The 26,987-nt window shown below is 34.8% G+C and carries 28 protein-coding genes, 1 tRNA gene and 1 pseudogene; 23 read left to right on the top strand and 7 right to left on the bottom strand.

What is annotated here, in order from left to right; all coding sequences use genetic code 11:
• The first annotated feature begins 278 nt into the window (after positions 1-278).
• The 12 genes from A9G40_RS09505 (at position 279) to A9G40_RS09560 (ending at position 13,838) form a co-directional block, all read left to right on the top strand.
• Entirely contained in the window at positions 279-770 is a 492-nt protein-coding gene (locus A9G40_RS09505) for an NADH-quinone oxidoreductase subunit J (RefSeq protein ID WP_065582842.1), read from the top strand.
• Between the two features lies 1 nt (position 771).
• Entirely contained in the window at positions 772-1,074 is a 303-nt protein-coding gene (gene nuoK / locus A9G40_RS09510) for an NADH-quinone oxidoreductase subunit NuoK (RefSeq protein ID WP_065580136.1), read from the top strand.
• A 107-nt stretch (positions 1,075-1,181) separates the two neighbouring features.
• Positions 1,182-2,918, top strand: a complete 1,737-nt coding sequence (locus A9G40_RS09515) for an NADH-quinone oxidoreductase subunit 5 family protein (protein ID WP_065582843.1) — start codon at positions 1,182-1,184, stop codon at positions 2,916-2,918.
• 17 nt (positions 2,919-2,935) lie between these two features.
• Complete coding sequence (locus A9G40_RS09520; protein ID WP_065582844.1) at positions 2,936-4,480, top strand: complex I subunit 4 family protein; 1,545 nt, start codon at positions 2,936-2,938, stop codon at positions 4,478-4,480.
• A gap of 6 nt (positions 4,481-4,486) precedes the next feature.
• Positions 4,487-6,193 carry an NADH-quinone oxidoreductase subunit N gene (locus tag A9G40_RS09525; protein WP_065566192.1) on the top strand — a complete coding sequence of 569 codons (1,707 nt, stop codon included), beginning with the start codon at positions 4,487-4,489 and terminating at the stop codon, positions 6,191-6,193.
• Positions 6,194-6,378: 185 nt separating this feature from the next.
• Positions 6,379-6,708 (top strand): preprotein translocase subunit YajC, encoded by a 330-nt coding sequence (gene yajC, locus A9G40_RS09530; protein WP_065566193.1) that lies wholly within the window; start codon positions 6,379-6,381, stop codon positions 6,706-6,708.
• Between the two features lie 59 nt (positions 6,709-6,767).
• Positions 6,768-8,624, top strand: coding sequence for a protein translocase subunit SecD (secD, locus tag A9G40_RS09535; protein ID WP_081302223.1), 1,857 nt, complete (start codon positions 6,768-6,770; stop codon positions 8,622-8,624).
• A 15-nt stretch (positions 8,625-8,639) separates the two neighbouring features.
• Positions 8,640-9,632 carry a protein translocase subunit SecF gene (gene secF, locus A9G40_RS09540; protein ID WP_065566199.1) on the top strand — a complete coding sequence of 331 codons (993 nt, stop codon included), beginning with the start codon at positions 8,640-8,642 and terminating at the stop codon, positions 9,630-9,632.
• 125 nt (positions 9,633-9,757) lie between these two features.
• Positions 9,758-9,833, top strand: a tRNA-Ala gene (locus A9G40_RS09545).
• Positions 9,834-10,017: 184 nt separating this feature from the next.
• Positions 10,018-11,268 carry an integrase domain-containing protein gene (locus tag A9G40_RS09550; RefSeq protein WP_065582935.1) on the top strand — a complete coding sequence of 417 codons (1,251 nt, stop codon included), beginning with the start codon at positions 10,018-10,020 and terminating at the stop codon, positions 11,266-11,268.
• Positions 11,269-12,026: 758 nt separating this feature from the next.
• Complete coding sequence (locus tag A9G40_RS09555) at positions 12,027-12,425, top strand: terminase small subunit (protein WP_065582846.1); 399 nt, start codon at positions 12,027-12,029, stop codon at positions 12,423-12,425.
• 417 nt (positions 12,426-12,842) lie between these two features.
• Positions 12,843-13,838: an Abi family protein gene (locus A9G40_RS09560; RefSeq protein WP_065582847.1), complete on the top strand. Its 996-nt coding sequence runs from the start codon at positions 12,843-12,845 to the stop codon at positions 13,836-13,838.
• 241 nt (positions 13,839-14,079) lie between these two features.
• Here the strand turns inward: A9G40_RS09560 and A9G40_RS09565 are convergent, their stop codons facing one another.
• Entirely contained in the window at positions 14,080-14,808 is a 729-nt protein-coding gene (locus tag A9G40_RS09565; RefSeq protein WP_065582848.1) for a phage baseplate protein, read from the bottom strand.
• 185 nt (positions 14,809-14,993) lie between these two features.
• On the opposite strand from A9G40_RS09565, the gene A9G40_RS09570 reads away from it, so the two are divergent.
• The 4 genes from A9G40_RS09570 (at position 14,994) to A9G40_RS09585 (ending at position 17,690) form a co-directional block, all read left to right on the top strand.
• Complete coding sequence (locus tag A9G40_RS09570) at positions 14,994-16,010, top strand: hypothetical protein (RefSeq protein ID WP_034914933.1); 1,017 nt, start codon at positions 14,994-14,996, stop codon at positions 16,008-16,010.
• A gap of 204 nt (positions 16,011-16,214) precedes the next feature.
• Complete coding sequence (locus tag A9G40_RS09575; RefSeq protein WP_065582849.1) at positions 16,215-16,415, top strand: helix-turn-helix transcriptional regulator; 201 nt, start codon at positions 16,215-16,217, stop codon at positions 16,413-16,415.
• On the top strand, positions 16,415-16,828 hold the full coding sequence (locus A9G40_RS09580; protein WP_065582850.1) for a hypothetical protein: 414 nt from the start codon (positions 16,415-16,417) through the stop codon (positions 16,826-16,828). Before A9G40_RS09575 ends, A9G40_RS09580 begins: the two co-directional genes overlap by 1 nt.
• A gap of 100 nt (positions 16,829-16,928) precedes the next feature.
• The gene (locus A9G40_RS09585) at positions 16,929-17,690 is read left to right on the top strand and encodes an antA/AntB antirepressor family protein (RefSeq protein ID WP_065582851.1); all 762 of its coding nucleotides are present in this window, start codon (positions 16,929-16,931) and stop codon (positions 17,688-17,690) included.
• A 304-nt stretch (positions 17,691-17,994) separates the two neighbouring features.
• Here A9G40_RS09585 and A9G40_RS15040 read toward each other — a convergent pair whose 3' ends face one another.
• Complete coding sequence (locus tag A9G40_RS15040; RefSeq protein ID WP_176700243.1) at positions 17,995-18,168, bottom strand: hypothetical protein; 174 nt, start codon at positions 18,166-18,168, stop codon at positions 17,995-17,997.
• 130 nt (positions 18,169-18,298) lie between these two features.
• Between A9G40_RS15040 and A9G40_RS09590 the strand changes: the two genes are divergently transcribed.
• The 7 genes and pseudogenes from A9G40_RS09590 to A9G40_RS09620 all read left to right on the top strand — a co-directional run bounded on the left by A9G40_RS09590 (position 18,299) and on the right by A9G40_RS09620 (position 24,332).
• Complete coding sequence (locus A9G40_RS09590) at positions 18,299-18,916, top strand: host cell division inhibitor Icd-like protein (protein ID WP_065582852.1); 618 nt, start codon at positions 18,299-18,301, stop codon at positions 18,914-18,916.
• Positions 18,906-19,139 carry a hypothetical protein gene (locus tag A9G40_RS09595; RefSeq protein ID WP_065582853.1) on the top strand — a complete coding sequence of 78 codons (234 nt, stop codon included), beginning with the start codon at positions 18,906-18,908 and terminating at the stop codon, positions 19,137-19,139. Before A9G40_RS09590 ends, A9G40_RS09595 begins: the two co-directional genes overlap by 11 nt.
• On the top strand, positions 19,132-19,353 hold the full coding sequence (locus A9G40_RS09600; protein ID WP_065582854.1) for a hypothetical protein: 222 nt from the start codon (positions 19,132-19,134) through the stop codon (positions 19,351-19,353). The genes A9G40_RS09595 and A9G40_RS09600 overlap by 8 nt, the downstream gene beginning before the upstream one ends.
• On the top strand, positions 19,340-19,462 hold the full coding sequence (locus tag A9G40_RS15515) for a hypothetical protein (RefSeq protein WP_255307307.1): 123 nt from the start codon (positions 19,340-19,342) through the stop codon (positions 19,460-19,462). The genes A9G40_RS09600 and A9G40_RS15515 overlap by 14 nt, the downstream gene beginning before the upstream one ends.
• A 4-nt stretch (positions 19,463-19,466) precedes the next feature.
• Complete coding sequence (locus tag A9G40_RS09605) at positions 19,467-21,842, top strand: primase-helicase zinc-binding domain-containing protein (RefSeq protein WP_065582855.1); 2,376 nt, start codon at positions 19,467-19,469, stop codon at positions 21,840-21,842.
• 107 nt (positions 21,843-21,949) lie between these two features.
• Positions 21,950-22,522, top strand: coding sequence for a hypothetical protein (locus tag A9G40_RS09610; protein WP_065582856.1), 573 nt, complete (start codon positions 21,950-21,952; stop codon positions 22,520-22,522).
• Between the two features lie 728 nt (positions 22,523-23,250).
• Positions 23,251-24,332 (top strand): annotated as a pseudogene (locus A9G40_RS09620) (IS3 family transposase).
• Positions 24,333-24,336: 4 nt separating this feature from the next.
• Here A9G40_RS09620 and A9G40_RS14360 read toward each other — a convergent pair.
• The 5 genes from A9G40_RS14360 to A9G40_RS09640 all read right to left on the bottom strand — a co-directional run bounded on the left by A9G40_RS14360 (position 24,337) and on the right by A9G40_RS09640 (position 26,967).
• A complete protein-coding gene (locus tag A9G40_RS14360; RefSeq protein ID WP_081302225.1) occupies positions 24,337-24,609 on the bottom strand; it encodes an RHS repeat domain-containing protein in 273 nt (90 codons plus the stop codon).
• Between the two features lie 213 nt (positions 24,610-24,822).
• Positions 24,823-25,023, bottom strand: coding sequence for a hypothetical protein (locus A9G40_RS09625; RefSeq protein WP_141675241.1), 201 nt, complete (start codon positions 25,021-25,023; stop codon positions 24,823-24,825).
• Entirely contained in the window at positions 25,002-25,190 is a 189-nt protein-coding gene (locus A9G40_RS15045; RefSeq protein ID WP_065582859.1) for a hypothetical protein, read from the bottom strand. Before A9G40_RS15045 ends, A9G40_RS09625 begins: the two co-directional genes overlap by 22 nt.
• Positions 25,191-25,402: 212 nt before the next feature.
• Complete coding sequence (locus A9G40_RS09635) at positions 25,403-25,681, bottom strand: YrhB domain-containing protein (protein WP_065582860.1); 279 nt, start codon at positions 25,679-25,681, stop codon at positions 25,403-25,405.
• A complete protein-coding gene (locus A9G40_RS09640; RefSeq protein WP_065582861.1) occupies positions 25,681-26,967 on the bottom strand; it encodes an RHS repeat-associated core domain-containing protein in 1,287 nt (428 codons plus the stop codon). Before A9G40_RS09640 ends, A9G40_RS09635 begins: the two co-directional genes overlap by 1 nt.
• Between the last annotated feature and the right edge of the window lie 20 nt (positions 26,968-26,987).

Genomic DNA, 26,987 nt, shown 5'->3' on the forward strand with positions numbered 1-26,987 from the left:
ATCGGTATAATTGTTGGTTAACTTGCTTAAGATATATACTTTATAACAATGTTGCTTTGAATTTAAATAATAAAATTTTATGGTTTTAATTGTTTTTAATTGTTTTAATTATATTTACTTCAAAATATTAATAAGTAAAAATATTTCTTTAATTTTGAAATGTTCGTCTAAATAGTATTTAGCTGGTTTATTTTTCAGTGAACACAGTGTTGCAAACTGTATATTAATATCATTTGGGTATATACTAACAGTATTATGAATATGTATTGGATAATTAGATGATCGCTATTTTTTATATCGCGTCGATTATTGCTGTTATTGCTAGTATAAAAGTGATTAGTAGCTTGCGAGTTGATAAGGCAATTTTGTACCTTATTATTTCGCTGTTTGCTTCAGCGTCGATATTTATTCTACTTAATACCTATTTTTCTGCTGTTATATATATATTATTGTTTATTGGTGGAACAACGGCTCTTTTTTATGTTGTCGCTTCAATTTTGGCAATTCGTGTTGATAATATAGAAACAAAAAAACAAGGCATTAGCCCAAAAATTTGGTTAGGGCCATTAATTTTAGCTTTTATTTTGTTAGTCGCGCTTATTTATGGTGTAGTAACGGTCAACTATTCGGAGCTGAAAGAGTCTCATGAATTAATGCATGAAATGTCTGTATATGCATACATTTTAATGGCTGAATTAGCTATATTTTTATTATTAGGTGCAGCTGTGATTGCTTATCATTTTATGCATCGGCTGTTGTCGGAGAAATAATATGATCCCACTTATGCATTGTCTTATCTTTGCTTCTATTTTATTTGTGATCGGCTTATTAGGGGTAATGATTCGACGCAATCTCTATTTTCTGTTGCTTAGCCTGATGATTATGAATAATGGTGCAATCGTTGCGTTGTTTTCGGCAAGTAGTTATTGGCAACAATCTGATGGACAAGTACTTGCAATACTCGCGGTAATAACAGCCCTAGCAGAGATTTGTGTTGGGCTAGCATTAATGATGAAACTATTCTACCGCCGAAAAACCTTAAATATTGACTCACTGAGTGAGATGAAAGGATGAATCTACTTTATTTAACTATCATTGTTCCCTTGCTTTCTTTTTTTGGATTGATTTGCCTAGGGAGGCATATACGCTCAATTAATGTAATAATTATAGGCGTCAGTACTATGCTCATCGTTGCATTAATTACGGTATTTTCATGTATTGATTTTTATTCAAATACAGTGCCCGACATGACGCTAATCTATACTAGGCTATTATGGAATTGGATTTCTGTTGGTGATTTCGTTATACCTTTATCTTTGACACTAGATGGTTTATCACTAACTTTTTTAGTGCTAATCTCATTTTTTGGTTTCTTGATCTATTTTTTTGCAGCTTGTTATTTGACGTTAAGAAAGGATATTTATACTTTTTATGCTTACAGTAACTTATTAATTGCTAGCATGTTAACTATTATATTAGTTGATAATTTATTTGTTATGCTAATTGGTTGGGAAGGTGTGAGCATAAGTACTTACTTACTTATTGGTATTTACTATCAACAAGCGCGTAATGGCTATGCTGCAGTGAAAGCATTTATCGTTATGCATTTAACGGATATATTTTTAATCATTGGTATATTTTTACTTTATCAGACTTTAAACACATTAAATATTCATGATGTTTTGGTGCAAGCACATGATAATTTAGCGGTTGATTCAGACATTATATTCTGGATAACTTTAATGTTATTCCTTGGAGCAATGAGTAAATCTGCACTGTTTCCCATGCATTCATGGTTTGCCGAAACAACATTAGCGCCAATGCCCGCGGTAGCTTTGTTACAATCATCAACAGTCATTTTAGCTGGGGTATATTTAGTTTTAAGATTAAGTAATTTGTTTATGATGTCGAGCGATGTTTTAGCTATTATATCGATGATTTCATCATTAACGATATTATTTGCTAGTACTATTGCATTAGTGCAGTACGATATTAAACGAATTATCACGTATATCAATTTAGCGCAAATTAGTTACCTTTTTTATGCTTTTTCAACACAAAGTTGGAATTTGTCTTTGAATTGCTTAATTAATTACTCCGTAACAAGCACATTGTTAATTTTAGCCTCATCTATTGTAATTAAAAAATGCCAAGGTGAGCGTGATATAAGCAAATTAGGCGGTTTAATTAAATCTTTTCCAACGCTGTATATTGTATTTTTGTTAATTATGCTTTCACTCAGTGCTATTCCTTGGATTTCGGCATCATTTTATATCAAAGGAGATATCATTTGGGGAGTAATGGCGCAGGGTAGATTAATATCTGGAACGATTGGTCTGATAGGTATTTTATTTTCTAGCTTAGGCATTTGGCGTTTAATTTCAATGGTATTTTATCATAAACAAAAATGGTATGATTTTACAAAAATAAAATGGGTAAGCTATAGCCCAATTTTTATCTTATTGGTATTTACTACCGCTTTATTTATTCATTTTCCGTTACCGATTCATGGCATTATTCCATTAGGCAAGTTAGATACTAATGGGCAATTGCCTTTTCAACTACTATTAGCCGCAGTGACAGGTTTGAGCTTTCTTATTGCCTACATTTTATATGTGCGCCCTAATAGCGAAGTGCGAGAAGTACTTAATACACCAATGATTAAATTATTTTTACGTTTGTGTAATAGTGATTGGCGTTATGATTATTTATTAAATTGCTTATTTGTTAAACCTTATATCTATCTAGCTAAATTATTAAAAAAAGATCCTATTGCTTTATGGGATAATTGGATAATGTTGGGCATAAAAAAAATAAACGCATTTATCGTTGATCTAGAAAATGGGCAAATTAGATGGTATATGGTTTCGATGGTTATAGGCAGTATTATTATATTAATGTTACTGATTTTCATTTAATAAAGGTGTAATCATTCATGTTGTTATGGCTTGTTTTTTTACCTGTAATAGGCGGATTTGTTGGTTGGTTATGCCATGCATGTTTACAAAGGGGGGTAGTTTCCATCAACGTACAAAAGCGTTGGTCAAAATTACCCATAATTGTAGCATTTACCACAATTTGTATTACATTATCGATAGCGATCGTATTATGGATAGATGCCGCTGAAACACTAAAGCAAGGCGCAAACTGGGGAAAGGAAATTAATCTAGAGTGGATCCCATTACTAGGCATCCGTTTTCACCTTGTTTTAGATGGCTTATCAATGGTTGTTATTACCTCAACATTATTTATTGTATTATTGACTATTGTTTATTCTAGTAAAGAAAATTTAAACAATCTTGGTTTATTTTACCTGTGCCTATTATTTATGACATCAACCATTATGATGTTGTTTGTCGCCACTGACTTATTTTTAATGTTCTTTCTGTGGGAAGCTGTGGCAATACCGGTCTATTTTTTGATCTCCTTATGGGGGCGCCGAGATTCGAGCTCGCAATTACGCTTTAATGGGGCAAGCAAATTTTTGATTTATACCCAATTAAGCAGTTTGCTGATGCTAATTTCAATCGTTTCATTGGCACTAATTAACTGGAACTTAACAGGTCATTGGACATTTGATTCTCAGGAATTAATAAAAACACCAATATCAAGCCATACTGAATTTTTACTGATGTTAGGCTTTTTAGCTGCTTTGATAGTACGCATTCCTTTTGTTCCCTTTCATGGTTGGCTTGTTGAAGCCCATATTGAATCTTCAACAACTGGCTCAATGATGATTAGTGGATTATTACTCAATACAGCAGCATTTGGTTTATTACGTTTTGTTATACCACTATTTCCTAATGCTTCAATCATGATTATGCCATTGATGTTAGCTTGTGCACTGGCTACCGTTGTTTATGCAGCATTGCTTGCATTCAACCAAACCGATATTAAAAAACTTGTTGCTTATATTCATATCGCTTTAATGGGATTTGTTACTGCAATAATCTATAGCGGTTCTATTATTGCTTATCAAGGTGTAGTTATCCAGATGATAGCCATCAATTTAGCAATCGTTGGTATGTTTATAATTAGTGGGTTATTGGTTGAAAGTTATTCCACTCGGAATATAAACCAGTTCACTGGGTTAAAAGGACGAGTGCCTTATCTATCTTCGTTAACTTTATATTTTATATTAGCTGTGTTAGGTATTCCAGGTACAGCTAATTTTGTTGGTAATTATATGATGTTACTTGGTAGTTATAACACATTTTCTTTTTATACCATTTTGCTAGTAATTGGCTTATTATTATTGTCTATTTCATTTATCGTGCGTATGCAGCCAATATTCTATGGCGCCGCAGATAAAGAGGCTTCCACAAAACATCTACTTAGTAAAAAAGATATTTTGTTATTATCAAGCATCTTAATTGTCCTTATTTTTATTGGTTTGTATCCACAACTGATTTTAGATATGTCTTATTCTATCATGAATCAAACACAACAATACATAACCACAGAACGAGTGGGAGAGTAATAATCTATGATAGCTTTATCGCCTATTTTTGTACTAAGCATTGCCATCATTGTTGTGTTATTTTCATTATTTGTTTTTAAAATAAGCACTAAAGGATGTACTATTTTAACTATTTGTGGATTAACATGTGCGTTAGCTTGTTCCGCGGTAGTTGGCTATAAAATTTCATTTAATGCACAAGCTATTGCAGATATCAGTAGTGATAATATGCAATTATCGGTATCAGTTTCAGATGCCAATAAAGAACTAACTCCATCAACTGAAGAAACGATAGCAATTGATACTGTGTCTACTGATGATGTGGACAAACAAAATGAAAACATTGATGACAACGTCAACAACAGTAAGATTGATAAGACAAATATTGATGCTAATTCAAACACTGATAATAGTTCAATAGATGAGTGGAAAGCGCACCATATCACCGCACTTTTTACTTGTGATGGTTATGGGTTGCTTTATACCAGTTTGATTTTAATGATATCTATTGCTGTAGCCTGTTTTGCTTATCGTTGGTTCCGGCAAGAAAAGATTCATCACGGACTATTTTATTTAATCCTACTTTTCATGACATTAGGTGGAGTAACACTCTTATACGCAAGCCATCTCATTGCATTTTTTATTGGGATTGAACTGTTATCTATTCCATTTGTAGGGTTAATTGGCTATCAATATACACAGACTCATTCATTAGAAGCAGCAGTTAAATACATGATTTTATCTGCTATTGCCAGTGTATTTTTATTGATAGGGATTGCATTTTATTATGCAACTACTGGTGAGCTAACATTCAGTGGGCTAAGTTATCAACTCTCAACGATGACTTACCCAAGTACATTATTACTGATGGGTGTTTGTTTGATGTTAGTTGGTATTGGTTTTAAATTATCTCTCGTTCCATTCCAACTTTGGCTACCCGATGTTTATCAAGGCGCACCAACGGTTGTTGCTTTATTATTATCAACAGTTGGAAAGGTAGCAGTTTTTTGTGCCATTGCTAGGCTGTTTTTATTGGCACCGATTGTGAACAATGAAACAATCCGTATTATTTTAGTTATTATGGCTTTTTGTTCTATTTTATGGGGCAATCTATTGGCATTGATGCAAAGTAGCTTAAAGCGAGTACTTGCTTACTCCTCAATTGCACATTTTGGCTATTTATTTACAGCGTTAATTGCTGTGCAATATCAAGTACTTGCATTAGAAACTATTGGCGTTTATCTCATTGGCTATATTTTAGCTAATATCTGTATTTTAGGCACAATCAGCTTAGATTCCCATTCAGATGAACTACAAGATCATGAAAATGAGATCGATCTTTCAGGTCTATTTTGGCGAAGACCAATTCTTGCGCTAGCTATGGGGATTGGTTTTTTATCTTTAGCTGGTACACCATTAACCGCAGGTTTTGTCGGTCGATTTTTACTGGTGCTATTAGGTGTTACAGCAGAATTATGGTGGTTAGTTGCTGCTGTAGTGATTGGTAGTGCATTAGGACTTTATTTTTATGCTCGCTTAATTATCAATCTTTATATAAAACCAATTAACTGTGATGGAAAAATGTTAAGTGGAGCCTCGATTAAGTTAAAATGGACTAATATTAGAATAAGCGAATTAATCATCGTATTATGTGCCTTATTGACGATGCTTTGCGGAATTTACCCTAAATGGTTATTTAACTTAGTTAGCATGGCTCAATATTTAACCACATAATGAGCCTATATCAGCTTCCTTTAATTCAATAGTGGAGTCATATTAACTAAAATAAATAAAACCAGCATTTTATCCTAAAGCATATGTTTTCCTAAGGCTTTTTGACAAGAAATAGTTAATAACAGATTTATTTATTATGTTATAATTCTGACCTTTAAAAATTTATTTTAATCAAGAGGACCAGTATGGACTTTTTAATCTCTAATGCTTATGCTGCAGATGGTAGCCAACCCGGTGGCGATTTTTTCATGCCAATTATGTTAGTTGTGTTTGGTTTATTTTTCTATTTTATGATCATGCGTCCACAACAAAAACGCGCAAAGGCACATCGCGATCTTATGGCTTCTATCTCCAAAGGCGATGAAGTATTAACCAATGGCGGACTTATTGGTCGTGTATCAAAAGTCAACGAAAATGGCTACATAGCGCTAGAATTAAATGATACTACTGAAGTTGTGATCAAGCGTGACTTTATCACATCAGTTTTACCAAAAGGGACAATGAAATCGCTATAATAGGGATCATCTATTATTGTTCATTGTATTGATTATCTAATTCCACAAGAGAATATGTCGTGTTAAACCGCTATCCTTTGTGGAAGTACATTATGTTGGTCGTTGTAATTTGCCTCGGCCTTCTTTATGCACTTCCAAATATTTATGGTGAAGATCCTGCTATACAGATTTCAGGCTCAAATACTGCTGAAATTAATGTTGCTACGCAAGATAAAATCAGAAAACTTTTAGCTGATAATCACATCGAGACTAAATCATTAATTTATGAAAATAAGTCAATTTTAATTCGCGTTGGTGATAATGATACACAGCTTAAAGCAAAAGAGCTCATATCAGAAGCATTAGGTGAAGAATATATCGTTGCATTGAACTTAGCACCAGCAACACCAACGTGGCTGACAGCATTAGGTGCTGAGCCTATGAAACTCGGTCTTGATTTACGTGGTGGCGTTCACTTTTTAATGGAAGTCGATATGACAACCGCATTAAGTAAACTCACTGAACAATCTATTGAAAACATAAAAACTGAATTTACAAATAGCAAATTAAATTATAAAAAAATCAGCAAAAATAGTAATCAACAAATTGTATTACAATTTGATAATACGGATGATCGCAATAAAGGTATTACTAAAATTAATGGATTGCGAGATTACAAAGTAGCTTCTCAAACAGACAGCAGTATTGTTGTCGATATCAGTGAACAACGTTTACAACAAACTAAAAATGATGCTGTGCAACAAAATACCGCTATTTTACGTAATCGTGTTAATCAACTAGGCGTTGCCGAACCTATTGTTCAACGCCAAGGTGCTGATCGTATTGTAGTTGAATTACCAGGTATTCAAGACACCGCGTTAGCTAAGCGCATTTTAGGGGCTACAGCGACACTTGAGTTTAGGCAAGTTAACGAAGAAAGCACACCAAACTTACCGGCCATTATCAATGGTGATATGCGCGTTCCTTATGGTTCAGAAATTCAGTATATGGAAAATGGACGTCCTGTATTACTTTATAAACGTATTGTATTAACAGGAAATCATATTACTGATTCTTCATATCGTGTTAATCCATATGGATTACCTGAAGTTGCTATTACGCTTGATGGTGCAGGCGGTAAAAAAATGTTTGATTTTACCCAAAAAAATCTTCATAAATCGATGGCAACCTTATTTGTTGAATACAAAGATACAGGAAAACGCGATGAAAACGACAAGCCGATTCTTGAAAAACAAGAACGAGTTATTAACGTCGCGACTATTCAAGGTATTTTTAGTGATCGTTTCCAAGTAACGGGTATAGGTAGTATTGATGAAGCTAAAAATTTATCACTATTATTACGTGCAGGGGCATTAATTGCACCGATCCAAATTATTGAGGAACGAACTGTTGGGCCATCCATGGGGCAAGAAAATATCACCCAAGGCTTAGAATCTTGTGTATGGGGTTTGGCGGTTTCAGTTATTTTTATGTTAGTAATGTATCGCCTATTTGGTGTGTTTGCTAGCCTTGCATTAGTTGCAAACTTAATTTTAATTGTTGGTGCAATGTCTTTACTTCCTGGGGCAACGCTAAGCATGCCGGGTATTGCTGGTATTGTATTGACCGTAGGTATGGCTGTTGATGCTAATGTACTGATTAACGAAAGAATAAAAGAAGAGCTGAGTAATGGTCGAAGTGTGCAACATGCAATTAATGAAGGATATGCAGGAGCTTGGAGCAGTATTTTTGATGCCAATCTTACTACTTTAATTACTGCGGTTATTCTTTATGCAGTTGGTACTGGTTCAATTAAAGGCTTTGCTATTACGTTAGGTATCGGTATCGTTACATCAATGTTTACATCGATTGTTGGTACTCGCGCATTAGCCAATCTTATTTATGGCGGTCGTCGCGTTAATAAGTTATCAATTTAGAGGTTTATTGTGATTATTAATAAAAAAGAAAATCATGATGTTAGAGAATTAAATCATGGTCGCAGAGTCCTCGACTTTTTAAAATTTGGCTTCGTTGCTTTTGTTATTTCTATGCTCTTAGTTGTAGCGTCTTTTGTCGTTATTTTTGTTAAAGGATTCAATCTAGGGCAAGACTTCACTGGCGGAACAACAGTCGAGCTTACCGTAACAAAAAATGTTAATCTTGATGATATTCGTAATAGTTTACGCGATGCAGGCTATCATGAGCCGATAGTACAATATTACGGTAGTAGTAAAGATATCATCATTCGGTTACCTTCGGCTAAGCAAGAAGACAATACCTCATCGGCTATTGATAATGCGCTAGGTACAAAAATTTCCAATTTAATACATAAAGATATTGATGCAGATGCTCAAATCAAACGTATTGAATTTGTAGGTCCAACTGTTGGCGCTGAACTTGCTCAAGATGGTATTTTGGCAATCTGTGCCGCATTAGTTTGTATTTTAATCTATATTGCATTCCGTTTTGAGTGGCGATTTGGTACTGGAGCGGTTGTTGCTTTAGCGCATGATGTCGTCATTACTGCAGGTTATCTATCACTATTTGAACGAGAATTAGATTTAACGATTATTGCTGCAATGTTATCCATTATTGGTTATTCACTCAACGATACTATTGTTGTCTTTGATAGAATTCGTGAAAATTTTAGAAAGATACGCCGTGCAGAACCTTATGATGTAATTAATATCTCATTAACGCAAACGTTGCATCGTACTTTAATGACATCTGGGACAACACTTGTTGTGGTGATTATTCTATATATCTTTGGTGGTTCAATGTTAAAAGGATTTTCTGAAACATTAGGGGTGGGTATTGTGCTTGGTACCATCTCATCAATTTATGTGGCGGCTTATATGTCACTTAAATTAGGCGTAAAAAGAGAACACTTTATGCCACCAAAAATTGAAGCAGAAGGAGCTGATCAACCTTCAATATTACGCTAATTGTTTAAACTCTGCCATTAATTGGCAGAGTTTCATTAGACTATTTTTAAAACAAATGATACCAAATTGATTGACACCTACCATTTAGTTGCATATTATTAGCCACAGTTTTATCCCTTTCTTTTGGGGCCATAGCTCAGCTGGGAGAGCGCAACGCTGGCAGCGTTGAGGTCAGGGGTTCGATCCCCCTTGGCTCCACCAATTCAATAAACAGTAACATTCTTTAAAGCCCATTAAAGTACACTAAACCCAATAACAACAAGCCTTAAAAGCAATTTTATTATCCAGTAAGTATCATTAAGGTACATTTACAACCAAATTTTTTAGGTATATGCTTAGGTTATACGGGCGCAGTATACTTATATATCGTATACCTAAAATAGTTATGGCAAGGAAAACGCACCCATTAATAGACACCCAAATAAAAGCCACCAAACCAAGAGATAAAGATTACTCTTTATTTGATGGCGGTGGTATGTATCTCTTAGTTAAATCGAATAATTCTAAAATCTGGCGTTTTAAGTATACGCGTCCATATACCAAAAAGGGCGCATTAATTAGCTTCGGTAGTTATCCTGAGGTTTCACTACAGCAAGCGCGAAAACAACGAGATGAAGCGCGAGAATTAATAAAGCAAGGTGTAGATCCTCAAGAGCACAAAGCAGAACAAGAACAACGTAAGCATGACGAAATTACTAGCACCTTTAAAAAGGTAGCCGCTGATTGGTTTAAAGTTAAAAGTGGCAAAGGACTAACTGAAAGCACCTTAAAAAGAACGTGGGAATCGTTAGAGTTACATTTATTTCCTTATATTGGTGATAAATCAATCTTTAAATTAAAAGCAAAAGAATTTATTAAGGCCATGGAGCCACTAAGAGCTAATGGTAAATTAGAAACAATTAAAAGACTTTGCCAACGTATCAATGAGATTATGTTTTATGCGGTGAATATAGGCTTGATTGATGCTAACCCAGCAGCCAAGATAAAAGATGCTTTTGAAAGCCCTATAAAAGGGCAAATGCCAACAATAAACGCGCAAGAGCTGCCCCAATTTATGCAATCCCTTGCTATGGCCAGAATCGAATTACAAACGCGTTGCTTGATTGAATGGCAATTATTAACAATGACACGCCCAAATGAAGCGGTAGGGGCAAAATGGCAAGAGATTGATCTAGACAATTGCTTATGGGTTATTCCTGCCGAAAAAATGAAAATGAGGCGAGAGCATACTATTACACTCAATAAGCAGGCTATGGCTATATTATCAATTATGAAGCCTATAAGTGGGCATAGAGAGCATATTTTCCCAAGCATGAAACCGCCTTATACAACCCCGATGAATAGTAGTACTGCTAACATGGCAATAAAACGAATGGGGTATAAAAACAAACTAGTCGCACATGGATTACGAGCCTTAGCTAGTACAGTATTAAACGAGCAGGGATTTGACCCTAATATTATTGAGGCAGCACTTGCATACGTCGATATCAATAGCGTAAGGCGAGCTTATAACCGAGCTACTTACCTAGAACAACGTAGAATCATGCTTGATTGGTGGGGTGACTTTGTCGAGCAAGCAAGCCAAGGAAATGTCTCACTATCAGGTAACCGCAATTTAAAGCTAGTTAATCATTAACCATATCACGCTATTCATACCGTGCCCCATATTTGGGTTATTCACTTCAATTCTCCATAATAACCACTCCTCATATCTGAGGGGTGCTTTTTTAAATGTCATCCTTTACCTATACCAATTATTAAGTTGTTTTTATGCTTACCTCCCCATAATCTTAAACTTTTAATATAAAGTGTTCACTACTATTCACCAACCTAATATTAATTTATATATATCAATATATTATATACTTATTATATATATTTTTTGGTATTCACTAGTATTCACTACTGTTCACTACTATACACATTTAAAAATAATCTTGATCCTGTAATTAACTAATTGAAATATAAATATATTTAAATAGCGTTATTTTTTTATTAAAATAAAATAATTATTAATCATAATGTTAAGCTAGGATGATTTTAAGGTTGATCTAGGGCTATTATTAGAGGAAAAGAATAAATGCTCTATGGTGATTTCCACCATACAGGTATTACATTTGCAATCTGCTAAAAAGCCAGCAGGTTTATTAAATTGAATTACTCAACCATAGCTATTTATGGTTACCCATTTAGTAATAGCAGTCAAAAAAATTATTTCAATTCGCGGTTTTGCATAAAAAGGAGGCTAGGCGGTTTAGAGCGTATAAGGTCGTAGGAATTTACTCCCCCCTCCTCTTGGTTGGTTTAGTGAATTTTTGGACACGTTAGAAAGCAATCTAATAATTCGCCTTATTGGATTATAATAGCCTTATTATTAGTAAGTTAGGTGGTAATATGGCAGGGCGAAAATCAAAGATAAAGGACATGTTAAAACTAGGGCAAGAGTATTTGCATAAACAGGGCTATATCAAAAATGGCGAAATCATTCCCTCTATGGCTGGACTGGCTTTATATGCTAACTGTTCAAGGTCAAGTTTATATAATTATGCGAGTTCAAGCGAAGAATTTAAGGACATGTTAGAACTTATCAAAGCACGCCAAGAAGTCGAGTTAATTAATAAAGGCTTAAAGGGTGAGTTTAACGCGAGTATTGCTAAATTGATGCTTGCTAATCATGGTTATTCTGAAAAGCAGACATTAGATCATCAATCTATGGGTAGTAGCATTATAGCCAAATCTAAACCAGTGCGCATAGAACTAGTATCGCCATCACCAAAGGATTTAACCGCCTGAAATCCCCCTGCTCCAAATTAGCTACTACTTATGGAATTTAAATATCTTAAAATCCGTTTAATTAATGAGAACTAAATACAATTTCTTCAATAAAAAGATAAAAGGTGGTTTAAGAGTTTATTATTAATTAGATTGAAAAATGAGCAATCAAAACTAAGATTAATTTTATTGAAAACACAATATCTACTTAGCTTTTATGTAAAAATAACTACATATAGTGTTTTTAGAAAACTCTTTCATGTTAAGCGTCAATAAAGGTCAATAAACATTAGTAGACATGTTACAAAAAATAATTATACTAGCTCCTAACAGTGCCCCTTTATACCTCTACATTTTTTGGTCGTTAATCTTTAATTTTGATTAATGCCTAAAACTTGATACGTTTGGGGCTTTCTTTTTTCTACTACATAATATTTTATGGCTAACTTAAAACCACATCTTTCATATGAAGATCAGCTAATAAAGTTAGAAAATCGGGGGATGATTTTCTCTGATTTAGACCGCAAACAAGCCCAAAAGAAGTTGGCCAATGTTGGATATTATAGGTTATCGGGTTATTGGTACCCTTTTCGAAAATTAAAAATCCCACCGCCTTCTGATAAACTTGAATCACGAAGAAATGAAAATTTTATAGAAAATACTCTATTCAGCAATATCTATAAGCTATATTTGTTTGATGTTAAGCTTAGAAATATTATTTTTTTGGGGCTGGAACGAATAGAAACATATTTAAAAGCGATTATTGCTTATGAGTTAGGAAAAATTTCACCAACTGCATATAAAGATAAAAAAATAATAGATAATAATTCACATGACAAACATGATAATTGGTTAAATAATTTAAATATTTTAATAGATAAAAATAAATCTAATGATTGTATAAAATGGAATATAGAAAAGTATAACGAAATTCCTATATGGGCTATTGTCGAAATATGGAATTTTGGAACAATGTCTAAATTTTATGGAATCCTTGATGATAAATATAAAGTTGCTATATGTAAATCGATGAAATTTCTCAGACCAAATAGCAAAAATGTGAAATTATCACTTAAGACATCATTAGAATATTTAAATATCATTAGAAATAGGTGTGCTCACCACGTTCGGTTATGGAATACCTCCGTGTCAAATAATAAAATTAATTTAGAAATGTTTGATAATTTAGATCTAAATGTCGCTAATTTAAATAATGATAGCCCTGAACTATATAGAATAGCAGGAATTATTTATATGATTTGGAGTTTTACATTACGTATTTCAGAGCATTCAGATTGGTTAGAAACAATTGTAAATCATATAAATGATCCTTATTATGTTAACGCTGTTAAATATTCTCAAATGGGGTTTAATAATGGAAGCTTAATTGGCATAAATAATTTGCTAAAATTGTATAAACAGCAAACTACATAATTTATCTCAATAAAATCTCACATCTAAAACAAATTTCATTTATATAATTACTAGTACTTATATAGGTATCCATTCAGGTATCCAGTGAAACTACTTTAAATTAATGGATACTAATCTAAGCAAAAGCGGTAATAATTGCTAATGCTTGCTTTCACAGAAAAATGGAAACCATTGCTTAAGTAAACCATACCCGATTAAGGTTCAAAAGGCAGTTATCTTCATTATGAAGACAGCTAAAAACTTACCTATTTGCTAAACTTGCTAAAATAGCCTTTTTTTCTTCATCAGTGACTTCCCTTGGCTGAGTTCTGCCTAGATTTCTAACTTTCGGCTTAGACATTTTAAAACCGTTAGCAATTTGCGTTTCAACTATGAAAATTTCACGAAACGTTAAAACAAATTCACCACTTGTGTTTTGCTTTTGAGTAAGCCCAACAGACGTAAGTATCATGTTTTTATACTGCCGTGTGTTAGTCTGTAGTGTGACAGGCTCACCGCTTCGCTGTATTGCTAACAGTTTTTCATGAGCATCAGCAATACGATCTGATGATGAGCTGTTTAAAAATGGAGATTGGTAGTCAAGTAAAAAATCAGCCACAACTTGATTTTTGACTTTCTCTTTTGTTTCATTTATGGATGCATAATAACGCTGAATCATTTTTTCCGCTTGTTCAGTGATTGGGCTAATTTTCATTGGCGCAGGGTATTCCTCAAAATTATAACCTGTCATCCGCTCAATCGAATTAGCTTTAGGCTCATAACTGACAACTAACCCGTACACCGTCACTTCTTTCGGGTCTAATACTGCGTGGTCCGCAATATTAGCCCCATTTTCAATTGGGTTTTCCGTTACTCTTAATTTTGATGTGTGTTGTTCAACAGTGTTGATATCAAGATTAAACGTGAAATTATCACTGATAATTAACCCAAAATTATTTGATGATTTATTTAATATAGATTTAAACGCCATTTTTCTATAACCTCTAAGTATTATTTTAATCCTGTAATTTTATCATAATTAATTCCATGTATATAAACACAGTGCTATAATGTACCTAACTGTATATTAATGTATTATTTGCGTCTAGGCTGATCCCCGAACATTCGCAACCCTAGCGAACTGGCGCAAATATCTATTAGGGGCGTGAGGGGCGTATGGCATTGAATCCAAAATTACCACCAATTCCATTTGTTAAACTAGAAAGAGCCGCTAGAATTCTAGATTGTGATGTAGATGATTTTTTATTTTGGAATAGTGAGGGGATGATTGCTTTGTATGCTTTCGTTAATAAGCTTGAATGTTCTTTGTGTTTTTGTGCAAAGAAAAAAGAATATAACGAACAATGTGAAACATTCATAGAAAAATTTAATAATGTCAATAAAATTGAAAATAGTATTAGGGTATTGGGGCAATTTACTACCAATATTTTAGGAAGAGCTAGTCGCTACCCACACCCACGTAAGTATGACTATCTTATTGAAACACCAGACAAGATAAAACCCGATAATTTCCCGAGACTTTTTAGAGCAACATACTTTGGTAAAGCTTACGGGATTTGGCGAATTAAAAGATTTAGCCATTGGTTGCAATTAAGACAAAACATGCGTACATGTGGAAATAAAAAAGGGTTCACTCCTCATGAAGTTTCTATTCAAACCCTACTGCCAATGACCAAAATTGGCGACATGGATGAAATTTTTGATTACTATTTAAAAATTAGGGGTGACAATGAGTTTATTTTTAATGCTAATGAATTACTTATTTCGACAGAAGATATCATTTTACTACAATCCGCAAATAACGAATTCTTACCTGATTTATTTATTGATGAACTGGGCTTATGCCCATCTTTCATACGTTGGGGAGATGTAATAGACTCTGGTGAAAACAAAGCAAATGTTAAAATAATGAGAAAACCCGAAAATTTTTACAAGCCATTTGCTATTGAAACAGCTTTATTAACAAGAGAAAAATTTCCACATTGTAAAGTAGTCTCCTTATCCAGAAAAATACTCTCTAAAATTGCTAATGATTTTAATGCTACAAATCCACCAACCGAAAAAACCATTTCAAATTGGTTATATGAAATCAAAATAGGTAAACCCTCCGTTACAAATAATAATGATTTTGAGTTGGTTATACCAGATGAATGGCAAGAATTTTCTGAATAAAATGGAAACTAATTTAGTAAAATGGGAATTATATCATTTTAATATATAGCGGTATTCAATGCTTAGTTATTGATAGTTAATCAGCTAATTTATTAGGTTTTTTCCCATTTTATTAAATGGTAAATTTTAATATTTAATGTAATGCATGTTTGTTTATACAGTTATATTCTTATAGCATCTTTTAGATACAGGAGAATATAACTAATGACAAACCAAATCCTTTCCAAACAAGAAGTAAAAAACTTACTACATTTCAAATCTGACACTAGCCTTTACACGCTAGAGAAGAAAGATAAAACTTTTCCGCAAAAAATTAGAATCGGTTTACGCCGTGTTGGCTATCGAGCTGATGAGATTTATTCTTGGCTTGAATCTCGCAGAGTAGAACGTCGCGAGGTAGCATAATGGTGATAAAACAAAACCCTCTATATCGCGAAATAATCGAGGGCTTGCATTGGAATCTTGACGCTTCCAATCATAGCCAATCTGATTATAAAAAGCTACCCAAAAAGCCGAGAGCTTACCTATTAATTGCGTGTACTGGTGACAATGGTATTACCGAAAATGAGATATTGCTCACCTGTAGGCTTTCTAGTGGTAGAAATTACTGTTCAGAGCTAGAAAGAAAGTTAGGCATCACATTAAAGCGCATGGATGAACCTAATACCGACGGAATAGGCTCACACTATCGCTATTACCTAGCCAATAAGGAAGATGCTCAAAAGGTGGTTAATCTGATTCTTAGTTATGAAAATAGCTTATTAACTGAATCAGATATCAGCCAAATTTTAGCACTTTACCCAAGCAAAGCAGCTTAATTAATTGATTTTATAGCAAAGCTCATTTTTGAGCCGACGGTATCCCTTTGCCTAAATTTAGCTAAAAGAGGGATTTTTCGACACGTTAGGAGTAATACTTATGACAGATTTTAATAATTTAGTACCAGTAACCGAAACACAATTAAACGGCAAATTACAGCAAACAGTTAGCGCAAAGGCTTTACATAATTACTTAAAAGTAGGAAATGATTTTTCAACATGGATAAAGGGAAGAATAAAAGAATATGGACTTATTAAAAATGATGATTTTTTAATCTTTGATTCATCAGAATTCAGGAATCAAAGTACAAATAATGAACAGCAAATAAAATGGACAACTAAGCGAGGTGGAGATCGTAAAAGTACAGATTACATCCTTACAATCGGAACCGCTAAAGAATTAGCAATGATTGAAAATAACGAGAAAGGACGAGCAATAAGAAAGTACTTTATACGTTGTGAAGAACACCTTAAAGAAATCGCTCCAGCAATCCAAAAGAAAGCACTTAATCGATTAAAAGCGCGTTTAGAAGTCGCAGATTATAGCCGTCCTATGTGTGACGCTTTAACTATACAACGATTATCCCTAGGCAAGGAGACCAAGCCACATCACTATACTAATGAATTTGATATGATTAATCGTATTGTACTTGGCATGACAGCAAAGGCTTACCGAAAAGCTCATAATCTCACGGGTGATATTCGCGACCATATCACTGAAGAACAGCTTAATCACTTAGCTTACCTTGAGAAATCCAATATCACGTTAATAGATATGGGTTGGAATTATGAAAAACGAAAAGCAGAACTCATCAAGTTATCACAAAGCTACATGATTCGGTTATTGGGTAAGGTGGCTTAATTATGATGACTACACACCCATTTAACGCCCTAGCAATAGGGCAATATACTCAAGCCCTAAATAATCGCTTAAATTGCTGTTTTGATGGGATTAACGCCATCCAAAAGGTGAAATCATTCTTCTTGGTTGGCAATAATTCTAGTTTTCAGTCAAAAAAGCCTATTTCAGTGGAAACCAGTGTAAAAGTACGCACTAAGTACGCAATGAAAACCGTTTTTTTAATGCGTACTAATCATTGCATGGGGTTGAATTTTAAAAGTAGGTTTCTTGAGTCCATAAAAAGAAACCACAAGAAACTTAATTATTATGCTTTAGGTATAATTCCTCGTGATTGTAATTCTTTTCTTAAAACTCTTTTAATCCAAGTAGCCAAGCTAGTATCGCCATCTTTCATAGCTTCTTCTTCTAACTGTTGCCGAAATTCTTCGGTTAATCGCATTTGGTATTGTGGTGATCTTTTTTCTTTTGGTGTTGACATGGTAATTACCAGATATTATTATAATTACACGGTGACGACCATTATAATGGTCGCGCCCCAAAAAACAATAGCCCAGAGAGTTCACGCCTCAATAAGCTATCTAACCACAAACATTAAATGGAGTAATGCTATGGCTAATAGTAATGATACCCTACGCCCTAAAAATGGGCAACCCGACCTATTTAATTTAATTTCTGTTTTAAATCTCTATCAAGCAGATATTAAATCAAGTAAAAAACACTTGCACAATCTCAATCATTCGGGCTATATTGATAACGCCTTAGCAAAATCTAAGGTCAGGATTGGAACCCTGAACAGTTACTTGGCGACACATGACGCCCAAAGCGTCTTTTTTTGTGTCAATGCTTGCGCACACCTATTTATCAATATTTCTTCTATGGTGGCGTTAGTGGGGCATCCGAAAGGATGGCTGGGTCACCAAGTAACCAGTAGTTCCAACCCTGCTAACGTCACCGCCAACGAGATTGGAACCTCTAGCGGTGGTTATGTAAATCATTACTTGGAGGCTGTCACTATGACTACGATCCCTACCCCTATTATATCCACTCAAAAACTATATAAATTCTATGACCTATCAACGGCTCAAGTAGTCCAAATAACGGCAACAACCGAACGCCAAGCACGCAAGAGCCTAGGCAAATCATCCCTTATCTTTATTGCCAGAATTCGCTTATATCCAGTTATTGAAGACACTAAAAGCTTTGGAGGTTATCACTATGGGCAATAATAACTTTCAGATATTAAATAACATCGAAACAAAACTTATTCAAGTTCGGAGCATGGCTAAAATTGCCTTAGATAACACTAACTATAAGTGCGCAGGATATGACGAGCCTTTTATCGAACAAGCCGACATGAGTAATTTACTATGGGTTATCGTTGATTTAGTAGAGCAAGCTTTTGATGAGTTACAAGAGTACGGGTTAACAGAGGATAATAATAATGGCTAATATCTCATTGGACGCAATTAATACTATCAATACAAGACTAGGACAAGCTAACGCTATCACCACGCTTTTAATGGCTGATTGTGATTCAAACACGCCAATTAACGAAGAATTACGCTCCTATGCCCTTGATGCTGTATCAGACTTAATTAACGATTCTAAAAAGCTATTTAGAAGCGAAACCGAGCGCAAGGAGGCAAAGAATGAAAGAGTTTGATTTTGTCCATAACGATGACGATACCAAACGATTACCACCCGAAGTTAGGCGATTTTATATTTTAGTGGCTCAATTTGAGCTACTAGACATGGAACAAACTAAGGGCTAAAAATATGAAAATCAACGAAATTACAGCCCAAGCCGTAGGTAAATGGGATTATATCTTTCAATCATTAGGTATTGAGGTGGGTAATGGCAAACATTGCCCTTGCCCTGTCTGTGGAGGTAAGGATAGATTTAGATTTGATAACCAAAATGGTAGAGGTACTTATATCTGTAACCAGTGCGGTAGTGGTGACGGCTTAGAGCTTATCAAAAACTATTGTCAATGCGACGCTAAAGAAGCATCGAGTAAAGTAGTGGAGTGTTTAAATCTTTCTAATCAGAATAACAAAATACGGGAAAATCTCGTATTTAGAAAAATAGATTCTGAACAATTACATAATGATAACATACCAGATAATCCCGTATGTAAAAGGGTCGAGTATTTGCTATCTAAAGCAACATTAGGGCAATCTCAATACCTGACCAAGAAAGGGTTAACCTTTGATTTACCCTTGTTAGATAACGGGCGCATTTTTGTGCCTATGCTGAATCTTCATAATGAATACGCAGGTGGTCAATTTATCGAGCCTGACGGCAGTAAGCACTTAATGAAAAACTCAAATAAGAAAAGTGCTTTTATATTAGTGCGCTCAATATTGAGCCGACCTGCCGAGGTGTGCGCAAATTTGCTCGCACACAATGAAATTATTATCTGTGAGGGTTTAGCCACAGGGATATCGATAGCGGAATTCCGCCAACAGTCTATTGTTATATCTGCCATTGACGCAGGCAATCTTATTCATGTAGCTAAGTCTATTCGTGAACTAAATCCTACTACTAAAATCATTATCGCAGGTGATAACGATATTGGTCAAAGCCCGAATACGGGCTTAGCTAAAGCAATAGAAGCGTCTCAAGCGGTAGATGGTTATTACTCAGTACCTGATACAGATTATAAATGTGATTGGGATGATTATAGACAACAATTTGGAAGTGATAACGCTTCGGCTCATTTTAATAAAAACCTCATAAAACCAGAGTTACCAACCGTGACAAAACTTAACATGCAAAACGAGTTATCAAGCATGAACCTATCGCAAATGGCATCAAGCCAACGCGCCGAACTGCTCAATCAATATTATGATAATAACCTTGCGATTAATCTTACTACCGATGAAATCTATCACTATCAAGATAACGCATGGCAACCTATAAGCGATAAACTGTTAATGCGAACGCTAGCCGATTTATTCACTCAATCAGGCGAGCCATTTAACCCTATGCGAATTAGCTCAGCGGTTGAATCGCTCAGGTTATCACTGCCTATAATGGGAACACCTCAGAAAGATTTAATCTGCTTTAAAAATGGCGTATATGAGCTAAAAAGCCAAACCTTTAGACCTCACAATAAGCAAGATTGGCTATTAGTCAGTAATGATATTGATTACTACCCTGTCAAAGAAAATGAATCTTTTGATACTCACGCGCCAAACTTCGCTAAATGGCTAAAAAGAGCATCAGGCAATCAAGATAAGGCTAAAAATATCTTAGCTGCGCTATATATGATATTGGCTAATCGTCATGACTGGCAATTATTCTTAGAGGTTACAGGCGCAGGCGGTAGCGGTAAAAGTGTTTTTGCTGAAATTGCGACGATGTTATCAGGTAAAAACAATACTGTAATAGGCACTATGGACGCATTAGAAAAGGCAAGGGACAGAGCCTTAATCGTGGGTTACTCATTAGTCATATTACCCGACCAACCGCGTTATATGGGTAGTGGTGCAGGATTAAAAGCGATTACTGGCGGTGATGAAGTCGCAATAGACCCAAAACACAAGCAACCTTACTCATGTAAAATCCCTGCGGTAGTTTTGGTTATCAATAACGAGGCAATGAGATTTAACGAGCGTAACGGCGGTATATCACGGCGTAGGGTTATCTTTCACTTTGGCGAGGTCATCCCTGAAAAAGAGCGAGATTTAAACTTGGTTAGCAAAATAGAGCAAGAACTCCCCTCAATTGTGAGGTTGCTATTAAATGAGTTTACCAGTCCAGCAGAAGCCAAAGAAAGACTACACCAGCAACAACAATCAGACGAAGCGACGGCGATTAAACGCGAATCCGACCACTTGGTAGATTTTTGTAGTTATCTTGATGCGCTTGATTATCCCAATGGTATGTTTATTGGCAATATGGGAATAATGCCCTTTAACCCCCGAAAATATTTATATCATGCTTATATTGAATACATCCGCAATACAGGTTTAAACAATCCGTTATCACTGACGCAATTTGGCACATCGCTTAATTATGCAATGAAAGAAAACGGTAAAGACTACATGCGTAAAAGAGCAAATAAAGGGATGAGGACCAACGTAGAGCTTAATATCAATACTAGTCAAGATTGGCTACCCAAAGCCGAAGAACTAGCTCGTAGTTAATATTTGTTAACCTATGAACCGCCTAATTTGGGCGGTTTTTTGTTGTTCGCTTATGTAAGATAAGATACATTAAATGGGTATTTTCTTATAAATAAAAGGTTTTAAAATTGAGTAATTTATCTCTCGATGAAATTTTATCGCTTTATAGATTTAATCAATATTATGGTTCACCATCAGAATATTTTTATTCTAGTGGCCTAATAATTGATTGGGCTGAAAAACAAGTTATGCAAGGTGATGATTCAGAAATACTATTGATTATTGCTTCTTTGGGACTTGATAAAAAAATAGATAGCGATGAGGTTATGACGTACTTAAAAAGATATCTTTCCGAAAAAAATATTTCTATACCAAGCATTAATTATAGCTGTTTAGTTTTCATGAGACTTTTTAGCCAAAAAATTATGATATGTAATAGTTTAGAAGATATTGGCGATCTTCTTCATAGTTTTGTATTCAAATATATAGAATTTGGAAACAGATATTTTCATAGAATAAAGCACTATTGGCTTTTTATCTATTATGATTACTTTGATATGTATGATGGTCTTAATTGTTATTGTGCCGAAAAACAACTTAGTGAAGCAAAACGATATACAAGAATAAAAGCCTTAGCAAAAAGATTTTATTCTTTTTTAAATAATAAAGAAATGGTGGAATATTTAGCTAAACATATATAGCTAGATCTAAATTAATCCATTATTTATCTTGTGGTGAACACCTAAAGTGTACACTTGTGAATAGTAAATATTCAAGTATACACCGCTCAAACCCTTTTAGAATAAGGATTCAAGCAAGTAGTGAACACCGTGAACACTTTTTTATAAAATTTTATTTTTATGGGGGGGAGGTATAAAAAATCTAAAACATAATTAACGGATACCGCTCACCTAGATAAATTTTTACACCGTCAAAATTCTAAAACCAATTTTTTTTAACCTTTCAATTCGGCAAGATTAAAATACCTAATATTGGGGTCACTTTTTGTTTTAGGTATACGTTTAGGTATACGATTCGATTTTTAAAAGTTAATCTTTCAGTATTTCCAGTGTGTTTATCTATATGATTCTGTTTCCCTTGGCCCAATTCAATAAACAGTAACATTCTTTAAAGCCCATTAAAGTACACTAAACCCAATAACAACAAGCCTTAAAAGCAATTTTATTATCCAGTAAGTATCATTAAGGTACATTTACAACCAAATTTTTTAGGTATATGCTTAGGTTATACGGGCGCAGTATACTTATATATCGTATACCTAAAATAGTTATGGCAAGGAAAACGCACCCATTAATAGGCACCCAAATAAAAGCCACCAAACCAAGAGATAAAGATTGTAACTATCCCCTAAAATAGTACAGCAAAAAAGTAGAAAATTCTCTATGATAAAAGAAAAGGGGATTTAATTATGAAAAAAATGACTGAACATCAAATTGTAGCTATTTTAAAAGAAGCAGAGGTAGGTGTACCCGTTAAAGAGTTGTGCCGTACATATGGCATGGGTAATTCAACTTTTTATAAATGACGGGAAAAATAGGACGGTATGGAAACGTCGGATATTAAACGCTTAAAGGAGCTTGAGGCCGAAAACCGTAAGCTTAAACAGATGTTTGCTGAGCTAAGTTTAAAATCACAGCATCAGGAACAAATCATAAAAAAGCTTTAGTGCCCACAAAGGCACGTAAAACGTGGGCACAGCAACTACAACAAAATCATTCGGTTACTATTGCTATGAGTTGTGCCATTGTTGGCTTAAGCCGTTGTGCTTACTATTATCAACCTAAGTTGCAGGATGACTCGGTGATTGTTTCAGTGTTGAATGCTATCTCAGACCGGCATTTACGCTGGGGCTTTCCTAAATGTTTTAATCGTATCAGAAAGCTCGGCTATAAATGGAATCATAAACGTGTTTATCGGGTGTATTGTGAGTTAAAACTGAATCTTAAAACAAAACGAAAACAACGAATGCCACCTCGGGAGCCAGAAAAGTTATTGGCTCCCAATAAACAAGGTGAATGTTGGTCAATGGATTTTATGAGTGACAGTAGTCGTAATCAACGTCGCTTTAGGACATTCAATGTCATCGATGACTTTAATCGTGAGGCGTTAGGCATTGATATTGCAGTAAGCTTACCCGCAGGAAGGATTACCCGTTACTTAGATAAACTGGACGAATATCATGGGTATCCATTAAAAATACGGGTCGATAATGGCCCAGAATTTACAGGAAAAACCTTTACCAACTGGGCTAAATTACATGGTATAACCATTGATTATATCCAGCCCGGTAGCCCTTATCAAAATGGCTATATTGAACGATTTAATCGTACCTATCGTACTGAAGTACTCGATTTATATCTTTTTAACAACTTAGCTCAAGCAAGGAGAATAACTGAAGAATGGTTAACGGTTTATAACACCGAAAGACCGCATGAGGCATTAAATAACATGACACCGATTGAGTATAAAACACTAAAACAAGCAGCATGATTTTCTACGTGAGTTGTGTACTAAGTTTGGGGTATTTACAAGACGAATACATAAACTCGGTGGTTTTACCCTCCACTGTTTTGCTAGTACGACGGTTAAAAGCATCATAAGTATAAGTGATGATAAGCCCTGTCGGTTTAATCACTTTGATAAGCCGATGCCGGCAGTCGTATTCATAGTGGGTAACTAGACGGTGGTTTTTTCCGCTCTTTTCCGCAATCAGGTTACCAAAGCGGTCATATTCAAAGTGTTTATCACTAAAAAAGGTGTTTATCACTAAAAAAGGTTAACCGGTTGCCTTTGGCAATATTGGCATGAAAAGGCGTGGGGGCTAGCGCTTGGGTTTCACTGATTTTATTACCCGTTGGGTCGTAATCAAACTGCTCGACTTTTTCAGCATTTTTGTATTTAAAGTATAACTTACCCTTCTTGATATAACTTTAGAATTATTTTCTATTTTATTATCTCGAATAAAAAACTGGCAAAGAGATTAAAAATCACCATTAATCTGCTTTACCATACACCACATTTTTATATCATCAGTTAACTGATAGCTAACATAATCATCAGTAATTAATATACTATTTTTAGAAATTTCAAAAGCTTTTAAAAAAGCTTCTTGTAAAACAATTTCAGGAAAAATTTTTTCTAATATTAAGTCAAACCCAATCATTTTTTGTTCCTTTTCCAAACTTCAAGTGCTTTCGATTTGGCCTCTTCAGTTACTTTCATGCTATTCAGTATTTGAGCTGCTTGCTTTCTATTATCAAATTTTTTATAAACGCTAAGAATTTTAAATTCTCCTCTATTAAGTGTGGTAATGCCTTTTCCCGATATGGGAGCTAATGTACCATTCACTTTTAGTAAATATATTCTACTATTTACGGTTATTGGTCGTTTTTAATCATTGCCTACCAGCTTTTAATGTCTGCAACATCTTTAGCTACATCAATAGATGAATCAATTACAAAATTATGTGTTTTTACAGTAGTTTTCTGATTTATATTACGAAATATATTAGGGGAATGGATATCCATTCTAGTAAATTTCGTATATAGTAAATTATGATATTAACAAGTTTTATTTTTTTTATTTACATACTCTTGAAGATATATATCTAGGGGATATGCGGTTCCTAATTCGTATATCTTTCCACTATCTTTATCAATTACAAATGGGCAATTACCTATTAATTGTGTTGAAAAATCACCGGTTTCTAAAAATTCTCTAGATTGAAAACAAAAAAGCCACCCTTCAGAAAACCTATCTATTACAGTAATCTCTACAGGAACGTCGTATTCAGCTAAATAATTTTTAGCTTTATTTATCGCTTCAAAAAAAGTAATCATCAATTAGTCCTTAACAATTTGAAAGATTTAAATTTTACCATATCGGCAGCTTTACCAGTTTGCCCATCTAGAAAACGTATAAAGCCCCTTTGATTCACTACATTGAAAACATGCCCTGGTTGCCCCAGCCCATAAGAACCAAATACAATACCTCTTGCACCAGAGCCTGCATTTGTCATTTGCTCAATAATATTATTAGGGCCATTAACATTTTGAAATTTTGCCCCATATTGTTTTTCTAACACAGATATTGGAACTCCATTTTTTGAATTAATTGGTAAAGCAGAAGCTGGATTACCACCTAATGTTGCATCAGTAACTATCGCACAATTGACGCAATTATGAGTTCTACCTTCTGTAGGATAACCCGGATTTACATCACGTATAGAACCAGCTGTATCATTGATTGTAGTATTGCTTTTCTCCTTTCCAACAACCCCCTCAAACCCATTATTTTCAACCTTAATCAACCCTAACGGATCTATCCAATTTATCGGATCGCCATTGACATATTGATAACTATTTAACCCACCCTGTATACCAAGTGGGTCTTGGGTGATATATCTGCCGGTAAATGGGTCGTAATAACGGTTTAAGTTGTAATGTAACCCCGTCTCCTCATCATAATATTGCCCTTGGAACCTTAACGGATTATCGGGCAGGGAATCTATATCGTCCTGATGGTAGGTTTCGTTTATTATCTGCCCATAAGCATTATACTGGCATTCGTAGAGGGTGTCACCTAAGCTGCCGGTAAGGGCTATGGGTGTGCCGAGGTGGTCGTTTTGATACCAGTAGAGTTTGATGTTATCTTGTTGGGCATTGCCGTGCACAAGGGCTAATGGGCGGTAAGAGTCTAGCTCGTAAAGGTAGCTTTGCCAGTGTTTATCGGTCTCGGCAATAAGTTTACTACCTCGCCAGATAAATTCGGTGGTTTTACCATCCACAGTTTTGCTAGTACGACGGTTAAAGGCATCATAAGTATAGGTGATGATAATCCCTGTCGGTTTAATCACTTTGATAAGTCGATGCCGGCAGTCGTACTCATAGTGGGTGACTAGACTGTGGTTTTTTCCACGCTTTTCCGCAATCAGGTTACCAAAGCGGTCATACTCAAAATGTTTGTCACTAAAAAAGGTTAACCGGTTGCCTTTGGCGATATTGGCATGAAAAGGCATAGGGGCTAGCGCTTGGGTTTCACTGATTTTATTGCCCGTTGGGTCGTAATCAAACTGCTCGACTTTTTCAGCATGATGCTGCTCGGGATTGACCTCAGGATAAGTCACTGTGTGTAGCTGACCGGCGT

Source organism: Gilliamella sp. Nev3-1 (genome assembly GCF_001690435.1).
Lineage (GTDB): Bacteria > Pseudomonadota > Gammaproteobacteria > Enterobacterales > Orbaceae > Gilliamella > Gilliamella apicola_C.

Excerpts from the sequence above, each read along its gene's own strand:
- A9G40_RS09595 (WP_065582853.1), top strand. The coding sequence starts at position 18,906 with ATGGGCAATAATAACTTTCAGATATTAAATAACATCGAAACAAAACTT.
- A9G40_RS09555 (WP_065582846.1), top strand. The coding sequence starts at position 12,027 with ATGGCAGGGCGAAAATCAAAGATAAAGGACATGTTAAAACTAGGGCAA.
- A9G40_RS09600 (WP_065582854.1), top strand. The coding sequence starts at position 19,132 with ATGGCTAATATCTCATTGGACGCAATTAATACTATCAATACAAGACTA.
- A9G40_RS09520 (WP_065582844.1), top strand. The coding sequence starts at position 2,936 with ATGTTGTTATGGCTTGTTTTTTTACCTGTAATAGGCGGATTTGTTGGT.
- A9G40_RS09590 (WP_065582852.1), top strand. The coding sequence starts at position 18,299 with ATGGCTAATAGTAATGATACCCTACGCCCTAAAAATGGGCAACCCGAC.
- A9G40_RS09565 (WP_065582848.1), bottom strand. The coding sequence starts at position 14,808 with ATGGCGTTTAAATCTATATTAAATAAATCATCAAATAATTTTGGGTTA.
- A9G40_RS09580 (WP_065582850.1), top strand. The coding sequence starts at position 16,415 with ATGGTGATAAAACAAAACCCTCTATATCGCGAAATAATCGAGGGCTTG.
- A9G40_RS09585 (WP_065582851.1), top strand. The coding sequence starts at position 16,929 with ATGACAGATTTTAATAATTTAGTACCAGTAACCGAAACACAATTAAAC.
- A9G40_RS09515 (WP_065582843.1), top strand. The coding sequence starts at position 1,182 with ATGCTCATCGTTGCATTAATTACGGTATTTTCATGTATTGATTTTTAT.
- nuoK (WP_065580136.1), top strand. The coding sequence starts at position 772 with ATGATCCCACTTATGCATTGTCTTATCTTTGCTTCTATTTTATTTGTG.
- A9G40_RS09635 (WP_065582860.1), bottom strand. The coding sequence starts at position 25,681 with ATGATTACTTTTTTTGAAGCGATAAATAAAGCTAAAAATTATTTAGCT.
- A9G40_RS09570 (WP_034914933.1), top strand. The coding sequence starts at position 14,994 with ATGGCATTGAATCCAAAATTACCACCAATTCCATTTGTTAAACTAGAA.
- A9G40_RS09505 (WP_065582842.1), top strand. The coding sequence starts at position 279 with ATGATCGCTATTTTTTATATCGCGTCGATTATTGCTGTTATTGCTAGT.
- A9G40_RS09550 (WP_065582935.1), top strand. The coding sequence starts at position 10,018 with ATGGCAAGGAAAACGCACCCATTAATAGACACCCAAATAAAAGCCACC.
- yajC (WP_065566193.1), top strand. The coding sequence starts at position 6,379 with ATGGACTTTTTAATCTCTAATGCTTATGCTGCAGATGGTAGCCAACCC.
- A9G40_RS15515 (WP_255307307.1), top strand. The coding sequence starts at position 19,340 with ATGAAAGAGTTTGATTTTGTCCATAACGATGACGATACCAAACGATTA.
- A9G40_RS09525 (WP_065566192.1), top strand. The coding sequence starts at position 4,487 with ATGATAGCTTTATCGCCTATTTTTGTACTAAGCATTGCCATCATTGTT.
- A9G40_RS15040 (WP_176700243.1), bottom strand. The coding sequence starts at position 18,168 with ATGTCAACACCAAAAGAAAAAAGATCACCACAATACCAAATGCGATTA.
- A9G40_RS09560 (WP_065582847.1), top strand. The coding sequence starts at position 12,843 with ATGGCTAACTTAAAACCACATCTTTCATATGAAGATCAGCTAATAAAG.
- A9G40_RS09605 (WP_065582855.1), top strand. The coding sequence starts at position 19,467 with ATGAAAATCAACGAAATTACAGCCCAAGCCGTAGGTAAATGGGATTAT.
- A9G40_RS09575 (WP_065582849.1), top strand. The coding sequence starts at position 16,215 with ATGACAAACCAAATCCTTTCCAAACAAGAAGTAAAAAACTTACTACAT.